The organism is Kitasatospora azatica KCTC 9699 (assembly GCF_000744785.1).
Classification (GTDB): Bacteria; Actinomycetota; Actinomycetes; order Streptomycetales; family Streptomycetaceae; genus Kitasatospora; species Kitasatospora azatica.
The window spans coordinates 302,813-318,069 of the sequence record NZ_JQMO01000003.1; the positions used below are offsets into that span (position 1 = coordinate 302,813).

A 15,257-nucleotide genomic window follows, 5' to 3' on the forward strand; every position below is an offset into this window, starting at 1 on the left:
GCTCAGGGCAGCGGCTGCTCGGCCCAGATCACCTTGCCGGCCGCCGTGTAGCGGGTGCCCCAGCGCTCGGCGAGCTGGGCGACCATGAACAGGCCGCGGCCGCCCTCGTCGGTGGTCGCGGCGTACCGCAGGTGCGGGGCGGTGTTGCTGGCGTCCCAGACCTCGCAGATCAGCGTCCGGTCGCGGAGCAGCCGGACCCGGATCGGTTCGGTGGCGTAGCGGATCGCGTTGGTGAGCAGTTCGCTGAGGATCAGCTCGGTGGTGAACGCCAGTTCGTCCAGGCCCCAGTCGGTCAGGCGGCGGCTGACCGAGCGGCGGACCTCGGCGACGGCGGCGGGGTCGGCCGGGACGTCCCACTGCACCAGCGAGTCGGCCGGCAGCACCCGGGTGCGGGCGACCAGCAGCGCGATGTCGTCGGTCTGGTGGTCGGGCAGCAGCGCCTCGAGCACCGTGTCGCAGGTGGCCTCGGGCGCCGACGGGGCCAGTTCCAGGGCGCGTTGCAGCTGCCGCAGGCCGTCCTCGATGTCGCGCTCGCGGTCCTCGACCAGTCCGTCGGTGTAGAGCACCAGGCGGCTGCCCTCGGGCAGCCGCAGCTCGGCCGCCACGAAGGGCAGCCCTCCGACGCCGAGCGGCGGCCCGGCCGGTACGTCGGCGAGTTCCACGGTGCCGTCGGGGTGGACCAGCGCGGGGGGCGGGTGCCCGGCCCGGGCGATCGAGCAGCTGCGTTCGACCGGGTCGTAGATCGCGTACAGGCAGCTGGCGCCGATCACGGCGCCGCCGCCCGTACTGCCCTGCTCCTGGTCCAGGCGGATGACCAGGTCGTCCAGGTGGCCGAGCAGCTCGTCCGGCGGCATGTCCAGGGTGGCGAAGGTGTGCACGGCGGTGCGCAGCCGGCCCATGGTCGCGGCGGCGTGCAGGCCGTGGCCGACCACGTCGCCGACCACCAGCGCCACCTGGGCACCGGGCAGCGGGATGACGTCGAACCAGTCGCCGCTGACCCCCGCCTGGGCCGGCAGGTAGCGGTAGGCGACGTCCAGCGCGTTCTGCTCGGGCAGGGACTGCGGCAGCAGGCTGCGTTGCAGGGCGGTGGCCATCGCGTGCTCGCGGGCGTAGCGGCGGGCGTTGTCGATGCAGACGGCGGCGCGGGCCACCAGTTCCTCGGCGAGCGACAGGTCGTCCTCGTCGAACGGCTCGGTCCGTTCGGAGCGCCAGAACATGGCGCTGCCCAGCAGCGCGCCACGGGCACGCAGCGGGATCCGCATCGCCGAGTGGACGCCGAACTCGAGCAGCCGGCGGGCCCGCTCGGGGTCCTGGGCCTGCCAGGCGGTGGCGGTGCGCAGGTCGGCGTCCAGGGCGGCCTCGCCGGTGTCCAGGGTCTGCGCCCAGGGGGTGACCGGGACCACCGTGATCAGTTCGCCGGATGAGTAGAACGGCGCGTCGGAGCGGATGCCGTTGAGCGCCGCGCGCTGCAGTTGTGGGATCGCGCCGGGCTGCGGCTCGTCCCCGCGCAGCACCGACTCGGCGAGGTCGACGGTGACGTAGTCGGCGAAGGCGGGCACGGTGACCTGGGCGAGTTCCTCGGCGGTGCGGACCACGTCGAGGGTGGTGCCGACGGCCACGGTGGCGTCGTAGAGCAGTTTGAGGCGCCGCCGGGCGGCCACGGCCTTGCCGGAGACGGCGTGCAGTTCGGTGGAGTCGCGCAGCGTGGCGACGCTGCCGGGTGGTCCGCCGGCCCGGTCGGTGGGGCGCACGTTGACCACCAGCAGCCGGTCACCGATCGCCAGCATCTCGTCGTTGACCTCGCGCCCGGGCGCCAGCAGGTCGGTCGCGGCGCGATCGAGGCCCAGCGAGGTCACCGGGCGGCCCTCGGCGTCGGCGGGCAGGTCGAGCAGTCGGCGGGCCTCGTCGTTGACGAGCAGCAACCGCCCGTCGGCGTCGAGGATCAGCACACCCTCGCGGACGGCGTGCAGCACCGCGTCGTGGTGCTCGTACATCCTGGTCATCTCGACCGGGCCGAGGCCGTGGGTCTGGCGCCGCAGCCGGCGGCTGGCCAGCGCGGTGCCGGCGGTGGCCAGCGCCAGCGCGCCGGCCGCGGCACCGAGCAGCAGGGGCAGCTGGTGGTTGGCGACGCCGCTGACCTTGTTGATCGTGATGCCGGCGGAGACCTCGCCGACCACCACGTGGTTGGGGCCGTAGACCGGGACCACGGCCTGCACCAGCGGTCCGATGGTGCCGTTGACCTGCTCCACCACCACCTGGCCGTGCACGGCGGGCAGGTAGTTGCCGACGAACTTCTTGCCGATCCGGTCCACCAGTGGGTGGGTGTAGCGGATCCCGTCGGTGTTGAGCACCACGATGAAGTCCACCCCGGAGCCGACCCGGGCCGCCTCGGCCTTGGGTTGCAGGATCGCGGTCGGGTCGGGTGACTGCAGGGCGGCGACCATGCCCGGGGAGTTCGCGAAGGTCTGGGCGACGGCCAGCGAGCGGTTGCGGGCCTCCCGGTCGCTGTCGCGCTCGGACTGCAGGACCAGTGCCAGCACGGCCGCCACCACGAGCACCAGCACCACGGCCACCTGGACGGCGAACATCTGGCCCGCGACGCTGCGCAGGCCCCGGGTCCACCGCGGATGCGGCTCAGAACGGCGCGGCCGCACCACCGGCGATCTCCAGGCCACCGGTCCCCACCTGGTTCGTGACGGCCGTGAAGTCCGCCTCCGCGCCGTCGGGCAGCCGTAGCTGTCCGTCGCGGACCTTCGCCATCAGTTCGAAGTCCTCGTCGCGGTCGGCCTGCAGGTGTCCGCCCCAGGTGGCGCTCTGGCCCGGGTCGCGGGTGGCCAGATCGGCGTGGACCACGATCTCGAAGCCGTGGTCGATCAGGGTCGCCCATCCTCGGTACACGTTCTCGCTCACGCCGCCAGTCTCTGCCTTCAGCGGCCCGGGCGCATGGTGGGGCGGCGTAGGCGGTGACCCGGGAGCGTGGGGCCGCTCGGCTGGGGGTGCGGGCCGCTCAGCGCGGGATGGCGGCGTGCGCCTCGGCGAGTAGCAGGTAGCCCTCGGCGTTCGCCTTGATGCCGAGCAGCTCGTCCGGGGTGAGCGGGCGCCTGACCTTGGCGGGCACGCCCGCCACCAGGGAGCCCGCCGGGACCTGGGTGCCCTGCGGGACCACGGCGCCCGCCGCGACCAGCGAACCGGCGCCGATCCGGGCACCGTTGAGCACCCGGGCGCCCATGCCGACCAGCACGTCGTCCTCGACCAGGCAGCCGTGCAGGACCGCGTTGTGGCCGACCGTGACGCGTTCGCCGACCTCGACGTCGAAGCCGGGGTCGGCGTGCACGGTGCAGTTGTCCTGGATGTTGGAGTCCGCGCCGATGCTGATCGCCCCGGCGTCGCCGCGCAGCACCGCCTGGTACCAGACGCTCGCCCGGGGACCGAGCCGCACCGCGCCGACCACCACGGCGGTCGGCGCGACGAACGCGGTCGGGTCGACCTCGGGCTCGAAGCCCCCGACGCCAATGATCAGTGCCTCGGCCATGGTTCTCGGCTCTCCCTCGCTCGTTGGGTGCGCCACACGCTACCGGCCGGTACGCCGACGACAAACCAGTACCGGCCCGGGCTGATGATCTACTAACATCGGCGCAGCTGTCCGGCGTAGCGCAGAGGCAGGCGCTCCGCTGTCCGCACGGCGGCAACGCCGGTTCGAATCCGGCCCCGGGCAGCGCAGGCCCCGTAGCGCAGTTGGCCGGCGCGCCGCTACTACATGGCGGATACACCGGTTCGAATCCGGTCGGGGCCACTCATCAGTTCCGGACGAGCGCGGGGAGAGCCATGCCGAAGGTCGAGTTGACGGCCGGTGAGGCGGCCCGGGACCAGTTCGCCGCGCCGACCGAGGACGAGCTCGCCGCCTTCGCGAGCACCATCGGCCGGCTGAGCCGCCTCTCGCACGACCACCCGGCCCGGCTGCGTGCCGAGCACATCGCCGAGTCCTTCGTCCGCGACGGCCGCAAGCAGCGCCGAAAGGCCCAGCGGCTGCAGGACGTCGCCGCGGACGCCGCCCTGCTGGCCGGCACGGCCACCGGGGCGCTCGCCCGGCGCGAGGACGCGCCGTTGCCCGTCCCGGTCGCCGCTCCCGCACCGGTGGGCGAGCTCCGCCGGCCCCGCCGCTGCTACGTCTGCAAGGGCAGCTACCGCCAGGCCGACGGCTTCTACCACCAGCTCTGCCCGGACTGCGCGCGCGACAACTCCGCGTACCGGGCGATCAGCACCGACCTGCGCGGTCGCCGGGTGCTGCTCACCGGCGGGCGGGTGAAGATCGGCTTCCAGCTCGCCCTGATGATGCTGCGCGACGGCGCCGAACTGATCGTCACCAGCCGCTTCCCGCAGGACACCGTGCGCCGCTTCCAGGCCGCGCCCGGCAGCGAGGGGTGGCTGGAGCGGCTGCGCGTGGTCGGCATCGACCTGCGTGATCCGCGCCAGGTGCTGGGCCTGTGCGAGGAGTTGCGGGCCGAGGGTCGGCCGTTGGACATCCTGGTCAACAACGCGGCGCAGACCGTCCGTCGCCCGCCCGAGGCCTACGCCCTGCTGGTGGCCGGTGAGTCGGCCGACGAACTGCCCCCGGCGGCGCGCCGGGCGATCCGGCACGCCCCCGGCTTCACCGCGATACCCGCGCCCACCAACGAGTTGACCGCCGGGCTCGCGCTGCCGAGCACCGTCGCCGCGTTGGCGGACGAGGCCGGTCTGCTCCCCGACACCGCGCCCAGCAACTCCTGGTCGGCCCGGCTCGGCCAGCTGGACCCGACCGAGGTGCTGGAGACCCAGTTGGTCAACGCGCTGGCCCCCGCGCTGCTCTGCGACCGGCTGCTCCCGCTGCTGCTCGCCGCCCCGCACCCGAACCGCTACATCGTCAACGTCACCGCCGTCGAGGGCCGGTTCGCCGTCCGCCACAAGACCCCCGGGCACCCGCACACCAACATGGCCAAGGCCGCGCTCAACATGCTGACCCGCACCAGCGCGGCCGCCCTGGCCGAACAGGGCGTGCACATGTGCGCGGTGGACACCGGCTGGATCACCGACGAGAATCCGGCTCCGAAGAAGGCCAGGATCGCCGCGCGCGGCTTCCGCACGCCGCTGGACATCGTGGACGGCGCGGCCCGGGTCTACCACCCGATCGTGCAAGGCGAGGCGGGTGCGCCGCTGTCCGGGGTCTTCCTGAAGGACTATCAGCAGGCGCAGTGGTGAGCACTGCAACCGGCTTCTCACTCTGCGTGCCGGCGTGGGCACTTGACGCAACCCGGCCAATTGTGGGCGGTCCTGGGCGTTGCGGCGGCACCAAGCCGCGCGGCGAGCGATGATGGTCTGATGATCTCGATCCTGTTCGCCGTGCTGACTGCCATCAGCAACGGCACCGCCTCGGTGCTGCAGCGCCGGGCGGCGGCCGACGCGCCCGAGGAAGACGCGCTGCACCTGTCGCTGCTGCGCGACCTGCTGCGGCGCCCGGTCTGGCTGGGCGGGATCGCGATGAGCGCGGTGGCCGCACTCTGTCAGGCGGTGGCGCTGGCCACCGGGCCGATCGCCGTGGTGCAGCCGATCTTCGTGATCGAGCTGCCGTTCACGCTGCTGCTGGGCGGGCTGCTCTTCCGGGGCTCGTTCCCGCGCTCGGTCTGGATCGCGGTGGCCGCCGTGGCCGTTGGGTTGGCGCTGTTCCTGACGGCGGCCGCGCCGAGCGGCGGGAACGAGGCCGTCTCCGGTGGGGCCTGGGTCCCGGCGCTGCTGGCCACCGGGGCCTTCCTGGCGGTGGTGCTGGTGGTCGGGCTGCGGACCCGGGGCAACGCCCGGGCCGCCGCGCTCGGTCTGGCGGCGGCCTGCGGGTACGCGCTGACGGCCGCGCTGATGAAGGACGCGATGGCCCGGCTCGACCACGGTGTGGTGGCGCTGTTCTCCGCCTGGCAGTTGTACGGCACGGCGCTGGTCGGGGTGGGGTCGCTCTTCGTGCTGCAGAACGCGCTGCAGGCCGGTTCGTTGGCCGCCTCGCAGCCGATGCTCAGCATCGGCGACGCGCTGATCAGCACCTGCTACGGCGTCACGCTGTTCGCCGAGACGCTGCGCAGCGGCTGGTGGCTGCTGCCGCAACTGGCGGCCCTGGCCCTGGTGGTGGCGGGCTGCGTCGGCCTCTCGCGCTCCCCGCTCGCCGATGGTCTGGCCACGCCGGTCCCACGCCCGAGCGAGGTCCCGGCGACGGTGTAGCGCTTGCTCAGGAGTCAGACCAGCCGGAACTCGGCGACCTCGTGGTCGGTGCCGACCCCGGAGAGCTGGACCCTGGTGCCCACCGGGATCACCTCGTAGCGGGTGGCGATCACCACGGCGGGGATGGTGAGCCCCTCGTCCAGGGTGACCGCGCAGCTCTGCCGGATCCGGTGCTCCAGCAGCGCGGAGCGCACCACCGGGCCGATCCGGCGGACCACGCCGAGGCCGGCGCTCTGCAGCTCGTCCATGTCGGTGGCGCCGCACACCGGGCAGAGCAGCCGGAATCGCTCGGTGGGTGAACTGCACCACCGGCACTGGCGGTAGCGGAGCACGACCGCGTCATCCACGGCGGCGTCGGCAGTCAGCGTCTGGTTCATGGTCCCCTCCTGACGGCAAGTGTGGAGCGACCATATGGCACTCAGTGCCAGCGCACAAGGCACTGAGTGCCCTCGCTGGTCACCCGGATTCCAGGGCCACCTGGATCTCGTCCACCACCCGCCACATCGGTGTCCCGCGCCGCGCGACCAGGACCACGACCTCCTCCTCGGCCGCACCGCCCGAAGCGGGCTGGTCACCCCAGCCGGCGACCACGTAGGCGAGCGCCTCGTCCACGCTCGCCTCGGGGTCGTGGTCGGCGCCGGAGCGCAGCCAGGAGCGCAGCGCGTTGTTGTGGGCGGCGACCACGGCCGCCGCGACCACGTCGGCGCGCAGTCGCCCGTCCGGCCGAGCGGCGAACCGGATGCGCAGGAAGTCGGCGAGGGCGCGCTCGTAGCGCCAGACCACCGAGAGCTCGTGCGCCCGCAGGGCCGGGACCACCCGGGTGAGCTGGTAGCGGCGCACCGAGAAGACCGGGTCGGCGGCGTACATCCGCAGCACCTGCCGGGCCGCCGCGCAGGCGCGTTCGACCGGGTCCTCGGCAGCCCCGGCGGGGTCGGCGAGGAAGGCGTTCATCTCGGCCAGGCAGCCGTCGTGGTCCGGGAAGACCACCGACTCCTTGGACGGGAAGTACCGGAAGAACGAGCGGCGGCCGACCCCGGCGAGGGTGACGATGTCGTCAATGGTGGTCTGCTCGAAGCCCCGCTCGGCGAAGAGTCGCAGCGCCGCCGCCACCAGCGCGTCGCGCATCGGCGGCTTTGCGGCACCGGTCCGGCCTGCGGGTTCGCGGTCCTGATTGCTGGCGCGCTGCTGGCTCATGCTGCGGACGCTACCACCGAAAACGGGCCGAGGGTACTGAGTGCCTTTGCAAATGGCACTCAGTACCCTTATGGTGCGACTGGGCCCACTTGGACGAGACCAGTACAGGAGACAGGCCGTGAGCTTGAGGATCGTTGTCTGTGTGAAGTACGTGCCCGATGCGACTGGTGACCGTCGCTTCGCGGACGACACCACCACCGATCGGGATGCCGTGGACGGCCTCCTGTCGGAGCTCGACGAGTACGGCGTCGAGCAGGCGCTGCGGATCGCGGAGGCTTCCGGGGACGCGGAGGTGACCGTGTTGACCGTTGGTGGGGACGACGCGCGTGACGCGTTGAAGAAGGCCCTGTCGATGGGTGCGGACAAGGGTGTGCACGTCAATGACGACGACATCCACGGCTCGGACGTGATCGCGACCTCCGCGGTGATCGCCAAGGCGCTGGAGAAGACCGGTTTCGACCTGGTGGTGTGCGGGATGGCGTCCACCGACGGCACCATGGGCGTGCTGCCGGCGCTGCTGGCCGAGCGGCTGGGCCTGCCGCAGGCCACGCTGCTGTCGGAGGTGTCGGTCGAGGACGGCACCGTGCGCGGTCGTCGGGACGGGGACACGGCGACCGAGCAGGTCGAGGCGGCGCTGCCGGCGGTGGTGTCGGTGACCGACCAGTCCGGTGAGGCCCGTTACCCCTCGTTCAAGGGGATCATGGCGGCGAAGAAGAAGCCGGTCGTCGAGTGGGACCTGGACGACCTGGGCATCGACGCCGAGAGCGTGGGTCTGGCGGGCGCGTGGACGGCGGTCGAGACCGTGACCGAGCGTCCCGCGCGGACCAAGGGCACGATCGTCAAGGACGAGGGCGAGGGCGGCAAGCAGCTGGCCGGCTTCCTCGCCGAGCAGAAGTTCATCTAAGCCGCCCCTGATCCGCCGCCCCTGATCCGCTGTTAGGAGAACGAACGTCATGAGCGAGATCCTCGTCCTGGTCGACCACGCCGACGGCGCGGTGCGCAAGCCCGCGCTCGAACTGCTCACCCTGGCCCGCCGCCTGGGCACCCCCGCCGCGGTGGTGCTGGGCGCCGGCGACCACGCGGCCGCGATCGCCGCCAAGGCCGGCGAGTACGGCGCCGCGAAGGTCTACGTCGCCGACGCGCCCGAGTTCACCGACCTGCTCGTCGTGCCCAAGGTCGACGCGCTGACCCAGATCGCCCGGTCGTCGGGCGCGGTGGCGGTGCTGGTCACCTCCTCCGGCGAGGGCAAGGAGGTCGCCGCCCGCACCGCGCTGCGCCTGGGCTCGGGCGTGATCACCGACGCCGTGGACCTGGAGGCCGACACCGACGGCACCGCGGTCGCGACGCAGTCGGTGTTCGCGGCCTCGTTCCAGGTCAGGTCGAAGGTGACCAAGGGCGCGCCGGTGATCACCGTCAAGCCCAACGCGGCGGCCCCCGAGCCGGCCCCGGCGGCCGGTGCGGTGGAGAACGTGAGCGTGGTGTTCGGCGGGAACGCGGCAACGGTCACCGCCCGCACCCCGCGGGTGTCGACCGGCCGTCCGGAGCTGACCGAGGCCGCGATCGTGGTCTCGGGCGGTCGTGGTGTGGGTGCGGCGGAGGGCTTCTCGGTGGTCGAGGAGCTGGCCGACGCGCTGGGCGCGGCGGTGGGTGCCTCGCGCGCCGCGGTCGACGCGGGCTGGTACCCGCACAGCAACCAGGTCGGCCAGACCGGCAAGCAGGTCTCCCCGCAGCTGTACATCGCCGCGGGCATCTCCGGTGCGATCCAGCACCGGGCCGGCATGCAGACCTCCAAGACCATCGTCGCGATCAACAAGGACGACGAGGCGCCGATCTTCGACCTCGTCGACTACGGCGTCGTCGGCGACCTCTTCGACGTCCTCCCCCAGCTCACCACCGAGGCCACCGGCCGGAAGTAGGCAGCTCTCCGCACAGCAGTGAGGGACCGACCCCTTGGTGGGGTCGGTCCCTCACTGCTGTGCGGTCGGTGGCCCTGAGGCCCGTCCGGCCCCAGCCCCTGGCTGCGGCCAGCGGCCTCAGCCTCTAGCCGCGGCCCCTGGTCGAGCTGCTCCGGCGGCGGGTGCCCCACCGCCAGCTTCGCCGGCTCCCCGCGCCGGTCGGTGCCGCGGACCAGCTGGGCCGAGCGGCCGACTGCGGCTCCTCGGGGGTCTCCAGGGCGGCCGGCGCGCGGCGGGCGACCGGCTCGCCGGTGAAGTAGTCGGCGTCCTTGGGCCGTTCGGTCTGCGGGCGGCTCCGCGGGGCCGGCACGAGGTGCGGTATGTGCTTGGAGCAGTGGATGTAGGCCTCGTCCACCGACAGGTGGATCCAGAACTCGACCCGGCGCCCCGGCGCGGTCTCGAACGGCAGCTCCGGATGGGCGCTGCGCAGCGAGCTGTCGGGGCGCAGGTGGGCGGTGCCGTTGACGTGCAGGCCGATGTGGTCGTGGGAGAAGTCCAGGAAGAGCAGGCCGAGATGGGGGTTCTCGCTGATGTTCCCGGCGCTGGCCAGCACCCCGTTGCCCTTGTACTCGGGGTAGGCGAGGGTGTGGTCGTCGAGGACCTGGACGAATCCGGGCGGTCCGGCCCGGAAGCTGGCGTCGCAGGCGCCGTCGGCGTCCGCGGTGGAGAGGAAGACCATGGTCTGACGGGCGATGAACTCACGCATCTGGAGCGTCAGTTGCGGACGGACCTGGCGATCGTAGAAGTCCGCGGCACGCTCGGCGGTGCCGAACTCGAGCTGCAGCTGGTGCTCGCCGGCCGAACCGAAGCGGAGGGAGGGCTGGGTCACGGCGTTCCTCAGGAGGTGGGGTCTTCGAGCGACACGAACGGGTCGTGGTGGATCCGGTGCAGCGGGATTCCGCCGCGCAGGAGTACCCGGCCGGCGCTGACGATCATCGGTGCGGGGCCGCTGAGGTAGGCGTCGTGCCGCTGCCAAGGGCCGGCCTGCGCCAGGATGCTGGTCAGCTGGCCGGCGCCGTCCCGGACGTCCTCGTCGGCGACGGCCGCGCGGACGGTGAGCCAGCGGTACCGCTTGGACAACCGCAGCAGGTCGTCCAGTCCGAACAGCTCCTGGGCGGTGCGGGCGCCGAGGAAGACGTCCACCTGGCGGCGTACACCGTCCAGGGCGGCCTGCTCGATCAGCGCGCGGATCGGCGCGAGACCGGTGCCGCCGGCCACGCAGACGACATCGCGGGGCGAGGCCGGGTCGAGCACCATGTCGCCCTGCGGTGCGCCGAGTCGCAGTTGGTCGCCGACCTCGGCGCGGCGGACCAGCGCGTTGCTGATCCGGCCGCCGGTGACCGCCCGGACGTGGAAGGTGATGGTGCCGTCCTGGCGCGGGGCGTTGGCGGGCGAGTAGTACCGCCAGACCTTCGGCGACCAGGGGGTCTCCATGCTGACGTACTGTCCGCCGGTGAACGGGTACGGCTGGGTGGTCCGGACGGTGATCTCGGCGAGGTCCTGGCCGTGCAGGCGGTGGTCCACGATCCTGGCCTCCCAGGTGGCCGGGCGCAGTGCGGCGTCGGCCATGGCGGCGCCGTCCATCACCTCGGCCACCGTGGTGTAGGCGCGGGTCCAGGCGGCGGCGATCTCCGGTGTCCAGGCGGCGCCCGCGAAGTGCGCCAGGGTGGCCAGCAGGCACTCCCCGACGGCGTCGTAGTGCGCGCTCAGGGTGCCGAACTTGCGGTGGTCACGGCCCAGGTGGGAGCAGAACCGGACCAGGTTCTCGGGGTCGTCGACCAGCTCGACGATCATCAGCAGGGCGCGCAGCAGCCGGTCGTGCTGGACGTCCATGTCCGGTGGGAAGAGCTCGCGGACCTGCGGGTAGCGGTTGAACAGGGTCGCGTAGAAGAAGACCGGGAGATCGGCCGCGTACGGTTCCACCACCGCGAGGCTGGCCCGGATCAGTGCGCTGTCCGGCTGTGGCGCTGCAGCCGGTGGCAGCCATTCGCTCTCCGGTGTCGATGGCGCAAGGGCGCCTCCGGCAGAGCGTTTGGCGCGGAACTTCACGGTGTGGCTCTCCTGTCCAGCACTCCTCCCCCAAGGAGCCGCGATGGTGTGGCATGAATGGCTCAGATCATGCCCACAGTCACCCGCACCGTCGCAAGCAGGGTTGCGTGAATCGTTTGTGAAAGCGGAAAGAGCCGCCCGGCGGCTCCATTTCCCAGGAGCCGCCGGGCACTTATCACAGAACGTCTTATCGCTCCAAAGCTGCAGGTAGGAGCCCTGTCGGTCGGGCTCCCGAACCGAACACCCGAGGCGAGAACAAAGCCGCTTATGGTCATTCCGAGAATGTTCTGCGGGCACCCGGCTTTGGCCTGGGCGGGGTTCAGGTCACCCGGCGCAGCGCGATCACGTTGTCGGTGAGCACGGCCTGCTGCCCGTCGGGGCCCGTGGCCTGGCGCTCGGCGGAGGCCAACCGCTCGGTGCGCCACAGCCCCTGCGGCAGGTCGAGGGCGTCGAAGGTCTCCTGCGGGGTCGGGAAGTGCGTGTGCGCGTGCGCATGGGCGTGGCGGGACCACGGCGGGAAGGCGCCGTGCTCGACCACCAGCAGCAGGCCGCCGGGCGCCACCGCCTGCGCGGCCCGGCTCAGCACGCGCTCGCGCGGGAGCTCGACCGGTGACTGCAGGAACTGGGCGGAGACCAGGTCGAACCGGCCGGCCGGGAAGGCGGTGGCCAGGTCGAGCTGCTGGAAGTCGATGCGTTCCTGCACGCCGGCCTCGGCCGCACCGGTGGCGGCCCGGCGCAGCGCGGTGCCGGAGACGTCGACGGCGGTCACCCGCCAGCCGCGCCCGGCGAGCCAGACGGCGTCACCGCCCTCCCCGCACCCCAGGTCGAGCGCGCTGCCGGGCGTGAGCGGTCCGGCCACGTCGACCAGTACGGCGTTGGCCCGTCCGCTCCAGATCCGGTCGCGCTGCTGGTAGTGCCCTTCCCAGAACTCCTCGACCTCGCTGTTGGTCATCCGGCCCTCTCCTTGGACAGAGTTCGTCATACCCGCAGCCTCCGGCAGACTCGGGCGGACGCCAAGAAAAGTTGCTGGTCCGGCAACATGCCGGCGCCTCTGGACAGCCGCTGCGCCGTGGTCCAGGCTCCTCCCCATGACCGACTCCCCCGCCCCCGCCCCCGCTCCGGCCGGGGTGAGCACGCAGCTGATCGAGGCGACCGTCGCCACCGCCGAGGACATCGCCGAGCTGCTGCGGTCGAATCCGGACGCGACGGCGCGGATACCCGGAGCCGCCTGGTCGGCGGGCGAGGCGGCGGCGCACCTGGCGCTGGCGAACCTGCTGATGGCGGACCTGGCCCGCGGGGCGGCGCGACCGTACGGGGACGGGACGCCCGGCGGGCTGGCGGCGGCCAACGAGGAGTCGCTGGCCGCCTACCCGGAGCGCGAGCCGACCGTGCTGGCCGACGAGATCGTGCGGCACACCCGTGAGTTCGCGCAGGCGCTGGTCGGGCGGTCCGCCGAGGAGCCGGTGGTGACCCCGCTGGGGCCGATGGACCTGGGCACCCTGACCTGCTACCTGCTGACCCACCAGTTGGGGCACGGCTACGACCTGGCCCGGGCCCTGAAGCGGCCGCACATGATCGACCGGCGCCGGGTCGAGCTGTCGCTGCCGTTCCTGCTCACCGCGATGCCCCGGGTGGCGGACCCCGCCGCCACCGCCGGGCGCCGGGCGAGCTTCGCGATCGGCCTGCGGGGCGGCGCGCGGTTCGGGGTCGCCCTCGCCGACGGGGTGGTGACGGTCAGTCAGGATCCGCCGGACCGCCCGGACTGCACGATCATCACCGAGCCGGTCACCTTCTTCCTGATGGCGCTGGGCCGCTGCACACCGCTGCAGGCGATCAGCCGTGGCAAGATCCTCTCCTGGGGACGCAAGCCCTGGCTGGCGCCGAGCTTCCCCGGCTACTTCCGCGCTCCCTGAGCCTCAGGACCGGCGGCGGGCGCGGACCGGACCCCGCGCGGCACGTGCGCCGGACCACCACCCGCGCAACGGGCGGCCGCGGCCCGGGTGTACCCGGCCGGTGACCGGGTAAGTCCCGCGATGTGACCTCGGAGTACGCGATGGTCTTCGCACCCGCTCCAGTACTGGCAGTCACCGTGGAGCAGCGCGGCGAGGATCCCGATGTGCACCTGCATGCCGACGGGCAGGGCGTCCGCCAGGCACGGATGCTCACCGCGCTCGGCCACCGGGTGGTGCTCTGCGGCGGCTTCGGCGGGGAGAGCGGCCTGGTGCTGCGCCGCCTGCTGCGGGCCGAAGGCATCGCGCTGCGCCCGGTGCGCGGCACCTTCCGCAACGGGGTGCGGATCGAGGACCGGCGCCCGGCCGAGCAGCTGACGGTCGCCGAGGCACCGACCGCCGCGCCCTCCGGGCACGACCTGGACGAACTGCACAACCTTGCGCTGGTCACCGGGCTCGGCGCCGAACTCGCCCTGCTGAGCGAACCGGAGCCGGGCCGACCCGAGCCGGCGCCCTCGGACTTCTACTACCGGCTGACCGCCGACCTGACGGCCAACGGCCGCCGGGTGCTGGCCGACCTCGCCGGTCCCCGGCTCGCAGCGGCCGCCGAGGGGGGTGCGTACCTGGTCAAGCTCGACGAGGCCGAACTGCCCGACCGGGCAGCCGGCTCGATGGCAACCGCGATGCAGCAGCTGCGCGCCCGCGGCGCGCGCAACGTGCTGGTCACCCGGGGGGCCGCGACCGCCCTCGCACTGATCGGCTCGGAGCTGCTGGAGCTGCGCGCCGAACCACTGGCACCGGCCGATCCACCGATCGGCCAGGAGTCGATGACCGCCGGTGTCGCGGCCGGCCTGCTGCGCGGCGCGGACATCGGCGCGGCACTGCGCCTCGGCGCCGCGACCAGGGCCCTGAACGCCGTCCCGCACGCGCCCGGCGGCGGCCGCGAGGCGGTGCAGCGACTGCGCGGGGCGGTCGAGCGGCTGGCCCGGGACATCGAGCTGCGCCCGTACACCACGGACCAGCCGGAGCGACGGGTGCGGCTGAGCCGGGAGGAGCTGGCCTCATGGTGTCGCACGGACTGACCCGGGTGCTGGTCACCAACGACGACGGCATCGACTCCCCCGGCCTTCGCCACCTGGCGCTGGCCGCCCGCCGGATCGCCGAGCAGGTGGTGGTGGCCGCGCCGGCCCAGGAGTCCAGCGGCAGCAGCGCCGCGCTGGGCGCCGTCGAGGAGCACGGCCGGATCCCGGTCGAGGACCGGCGGCTGACCGGGCTGGACGACGTTCCCGCGCACGCCGTGCAGGCCCTGCCCGGCTTCATCGCGCTGATCGCCGGTCAGGGCGCCTTCGGCTCGCCGCCGGACCTGCTGCTCTCCGGCATCAACCGCGGCGCCAACACCGGCCGGGCGGTGCTGCACTCGGGCACGGTCGGCGCGGCGCTGACCGCCGTCCACGACGGGTGCCGGGCGCTGGCGGTCTCGCTGGACCTCGGCTCACCGCCGCACTGGTCGGCCGCCGAGGAGGTCACGGCGTGGATCCTGCCGCTGCTGCTGTCGGCCCCGGCGGGCACCCTCTTCAACCTGAACGTGCCGAACCGGCCGCTGGATCAGCTCAAGGGCGTGCGCGGCGCCGAGCTCGCGCCGTTCGGCACCGTGCAGACCACGGTCACCGAGCGGGGCCGGGGATTCGTCCGGGTGAGCCTGAGCGAGAACGGGCCGACGGCCGACCCCGGCGCCGAGCCGCGCACCGACGCCGACCTGCTGGCGCACGGCTACGCCTCGCTGAGCGTGCTGACCGCCGTCTCCGGGGCGCCCGGCGGGCCGGAGCTGCGTGCCGCGCTGGCCGGCCTGGGCCGGAGCTGAGCGCGGCGC

Annotated in this window: 15 protein-coding genes and 2 tRNA genes; 9 read left to right on the top strand and 8 right to left on the bottom strand. The window is 73.2% G+C overall.

Annotated elements, in window-relative coordinates; genetic code table 11:
* Nucleotides 1-2: 2 nt before the first annotated feature.
* The 3 genes from BR98_RS12505 to BR98_RS12515 all read right to left on the bottom strand — a co-directional run bounded on the left by BR98_RS12505 (nt 3) and on the right by BR98_RS12515 (nt 3,532).
* Entirely contained in the window at nt 3-2,588 is a 2,586-nt protein-coding gene (locus BR98_RS12505; RefSeq protein WP_051971035.1) for a SpoIIE family protein phosphatase, read from the bottom strand.
* Nucleotides 2,589-2,634: 46 nt separating this feature from the next.
* Nucleotides 2,635-2,910, bottom strand: a complete 276-nt coding sequence (locus BR98_RS12510; RefSeq protein WP_157537712.1) for a hypothetical protein — start codon at nt 2,908-2,910, stop codon at nt 2,635-2,637.
* Nucleotides 2,911-3,007: 97 nt separating this feature from the next.
* Nucleotides 3,008-3,532, bottom strand: coding sequence for a gamma carbonic anhydrase family protein (locus BR98_RS12515; protein WP_035844404.1), 525 nt, complete (start codon nt 3,530-3,532; stop codon nt 3,008-3,010).
* Between the two features lie 109 nt (nt 3,533-3,641).
* Between BR98_RS12515 and BR98_RS12520 the strand changes: the two genes are divergently transcribed.
* The 4 genes from BR98_RS12520 to BR98_RS12535 all read left to right on the top strand — a co-directional run bounded on the left by BR98_RS12520 (nt 3,642) and on the right by BR98_RS12535 (nt 6,240).
* Nucleotides 3,642-3,715: transfer RNA gene (locus tag BR98_RS12520), tRNA-OTHER, on the top strand.
* Between the two features lie 5 nt (nt 3,716-3,720).
* Nucleotides 3,721-3,793 (top strand) — tRNA-Val (locus tag BR98_RS12525).
* Nucleotides 3,794-3,825: 32 nt separating this feature from the next.
* Nucleotides 3,826-5,235: an SDR family oxidoreductase gene (locus BR98_RS12530; RefSeq protein WP_035844406.1), complete on the top strand. Its 1,410-nt coding sequence runs from the start codon at nt 3,826-3,828 to the stop codon at nt 5,233-5,235.
* 120 nt (nt 5,236-5,355) lie between these two features.
* A complete protein-coding gene (locus tag BR98_RS12535) occupies nt 5,356-6,240 on the top strand; it encodes a DMT family transporter (RefSeq protein WP_035844409.1) in 885 nt (294 codons plus the stop codon).
* 14 nt (nt 6,241-6,254) lie between these two features.
* On the opposite strand, the gene BR98_RS12540 is transcribed toward BR98_RS12535, so the two are convergent.
* Both BR98_RS12540 and BR98_RS12545 read right to left on the bottom strand, forming a co-directional pair.
* Complete coding sequence (locus BR98_RS12540; protein WP_035844411.1) at nt 6,255-6,617, bottom strand: PhlB family protein; 363 nt, start codon at nt 6,615-6,617, stop codon at nt 6,255-6,257.
* Between the two features lie 79 nt (nt 6,618-6,696).
* Nucleotides 6,697-7,434 (bottom strand): TetR family transcriptional regulator, encoded by a 738-nt coding sequence (locus BR98_RS12545; protein WP_035844413.1) that lies wholly within the window; start codon nt 7,432-7,434, stop codon nt 6,697-6,699.
* Nucleotides 7,435-7,552: 118 nt separating this feature from the next.
* Between BR98_RS12545 and BR98_RS12550 the strand changes: the two genes are divergently transcribed.
* A complete protein-coding gene (locus BR98_RS12550) occupies nt 7,553-8,338 on the top strand; it encodes an electron transfer flavoprotein subunit beta/FixA family protein (RefSeq protein WP_035844414.1) in 786 nt (261 codons plus the stop codon).
* A gap of 49 nt (nt 8,339-8,387) precedes the next feature.
* A complete protein-coding gene (locus BR98_RS12555; RefSeq protein WP_035844416.1) occupies nt 8,388-9,350 on the top strand; it encodes an electron transfer flavoprotein subunit alpha/FixB family protein in 963 nt (320 codons plus the stop codon).
* A gap of 124 nt (nt 9,351-9,474) precedes the next feature.
* On the opposite strand, the gene BR98_RS12560 is transcribed toward BR98_RS12555, so the two are convergent.
* From BR98_RS12560 to BR98_RS12570, 3 genes are all read right to left on the bottom strand, one after another.
* Entirely contained in the window at nt 9,475-10,218 is a 744-nt protein-coding gene (locus BR98_RS12560; RefSeq protein ID WP_083976525.1) for a pyridoxamine 5'-phosphate oxidase family protein, read from the bottom strand.
* An 8-nt stretch (nt 10,219-10,226) separates the two neighbouring features.
* Nucleotides 10,227-11,312: a globin domain-containing protein gene (locus BR98_RS12565; RefSeq protein ID WP_232247386.1), complete on the bottom strand. Its 1,086-nt coding sequence runs from the start codon at nt 11,310-11,312 to the stop codon at nt 10,227-10,229.
* A gap of 445 nt (nt 11,313-11,757) precedes the next feature.
* Nucleotides 11,758-12,390 carry a class I SAM-dependent methyltransferase gene (locus BR98_RS12570; RefSeq protein WP_035844418.1) on the bottom strand — a complete coding sequence of 211 codons (633 nt, stop codon included), beginning with the start codon at nt 12,388-12,390 and terminating at the stop codon, nt 11,758-11,760.
* A gap of 136 nt (nt 12,391-12,526) precedes the next feature.
* Here BR98_RS12570 and BR98_RS12575 point away from each other — a divergent pair, with 136 nt between their 5' ends.
* The 3 genes from BR98_RS12575 to surE all read left to right on the top strand — a co-directional run bounded on the left by BR98_RS12575 (nt 12,527) and on the right by surE (nt 15,248).
* Complete coding sequence (locus BR98_RS12575) at nt 12,527-13,351, top strand: maleylpyruvate isomerase family mycothiol-dependent enzyme (protein WP_035844419.1); 825 nt, start codon at nt 12,527-12,529, stop codon at nt 13,349-13,351.
* 140 nt (nt 13,352-13,491) lie between these two features.
* Nucleotides 13,492-14,469: a PfkB family carbohydrate kinase gene (locus BR98_RS12580; RefSeq protein WP_035844421.1), complete on the top strand. Its 978-nt coding sequence runs from the start codon at nt 13,492-13,494 to the stop codon at nt 14,467-14,469.
* Nucleotides 14,451-15,248: a 5'/3'-nucleotidase SurE gene (gene surE / locus BR98_RS12585; RefSeq protein WP_035844423.1), complete on the top strand. Its 798-nt coding sequence runs from the start codon at nt 14,451-14,453 to the stop codon at nt 15,246-15,248. Before BR98_RS12580 ends, surE begins: the two co-directional genes overlap by 19 nt.
* The last annotated feature ends 9 nt before the right edge of the window (nt 15,249-15,257 follow it).

Bases quoted from the DNA above. Each gene is read 5' to 3' on its own strand.
- BR98_RS12540 (WP_035844411.1), bottom strand. From the start codon at position 6,617: ATGAACCAGACGCTGACTGCCGACGCCGCCGTGGATGACGCGGTCGTG.
- surE (WP_035844423.1), top strand. From the start codon at position 14,451: ATGGTGTCGCACGGACTGACCCGGGTGCTGGTCACCAACGACGACGGC.
- BR98_RS12575 (WP_035844419.1), top strand. From the start codon at position 12,527: ATGACCGACTCCCCCGCCCCCGCCCCCGCTCCGGCCGGGGTGAGCACG.
- BR98_RS12580 (WP_035844421.1), top strand. From the start codon at position 13,492: ATGGTCTTCGCACCCGCTCCAGTACTGGCAGTCACCGTGGAGCAGCGC.
- BR98_RS12570 (WP_035844418.1), bottom strand. From the start codon at position 12,390: ATGACCAACAGCGAGGTCGAGGAGTTCTGGGAAGGGCACTACCAGCAG.
- BR98_RS12530 (WP_035844406.1), top strand. From the start codon at position 3,826: ATGCCGAAGGTCGAGTTGACGGCCGGTGAGGCGGCCCGGGACCAGTTC.
- BR98_RS12535 (WP_035844409.1), top strand. From the start codon at position 5,356: ATGATCTCGATCCTGTTCGCCGTGCTGACTGCCATCAGCAACGGCACC.
- BR98_RS12545 (WP_035844413.1), bottom strand. From the start codon at position 7,434: ATGAGCCAGCAGCGCGCCAGCAATCAGGACCGCGAACCCGCAGGCCGG.
- BR98_RS12515 (WP_035844404.1), bottom strand. From the start codon at position 3,532: ATGGCCGAGGCACTGATCATTGGCGTCGGGGGCTTCGAGCCCGAGGTC.
- BR98_RS12505 (WP_051971035.1), bottom strand. From the start codon at position 2,588: ATGTTCGCCGTCCAGGTGGCCGTGGTGCTGGTGCTCGTGGTGGCGGCC.
- BR98_RS12555 (WP_035844416.1), top strand. From the start codon at position 8,388: ATGAGCGAGATCCTCGTCCTGGTCGACCACGCCGACGGCGCGGTGCGC.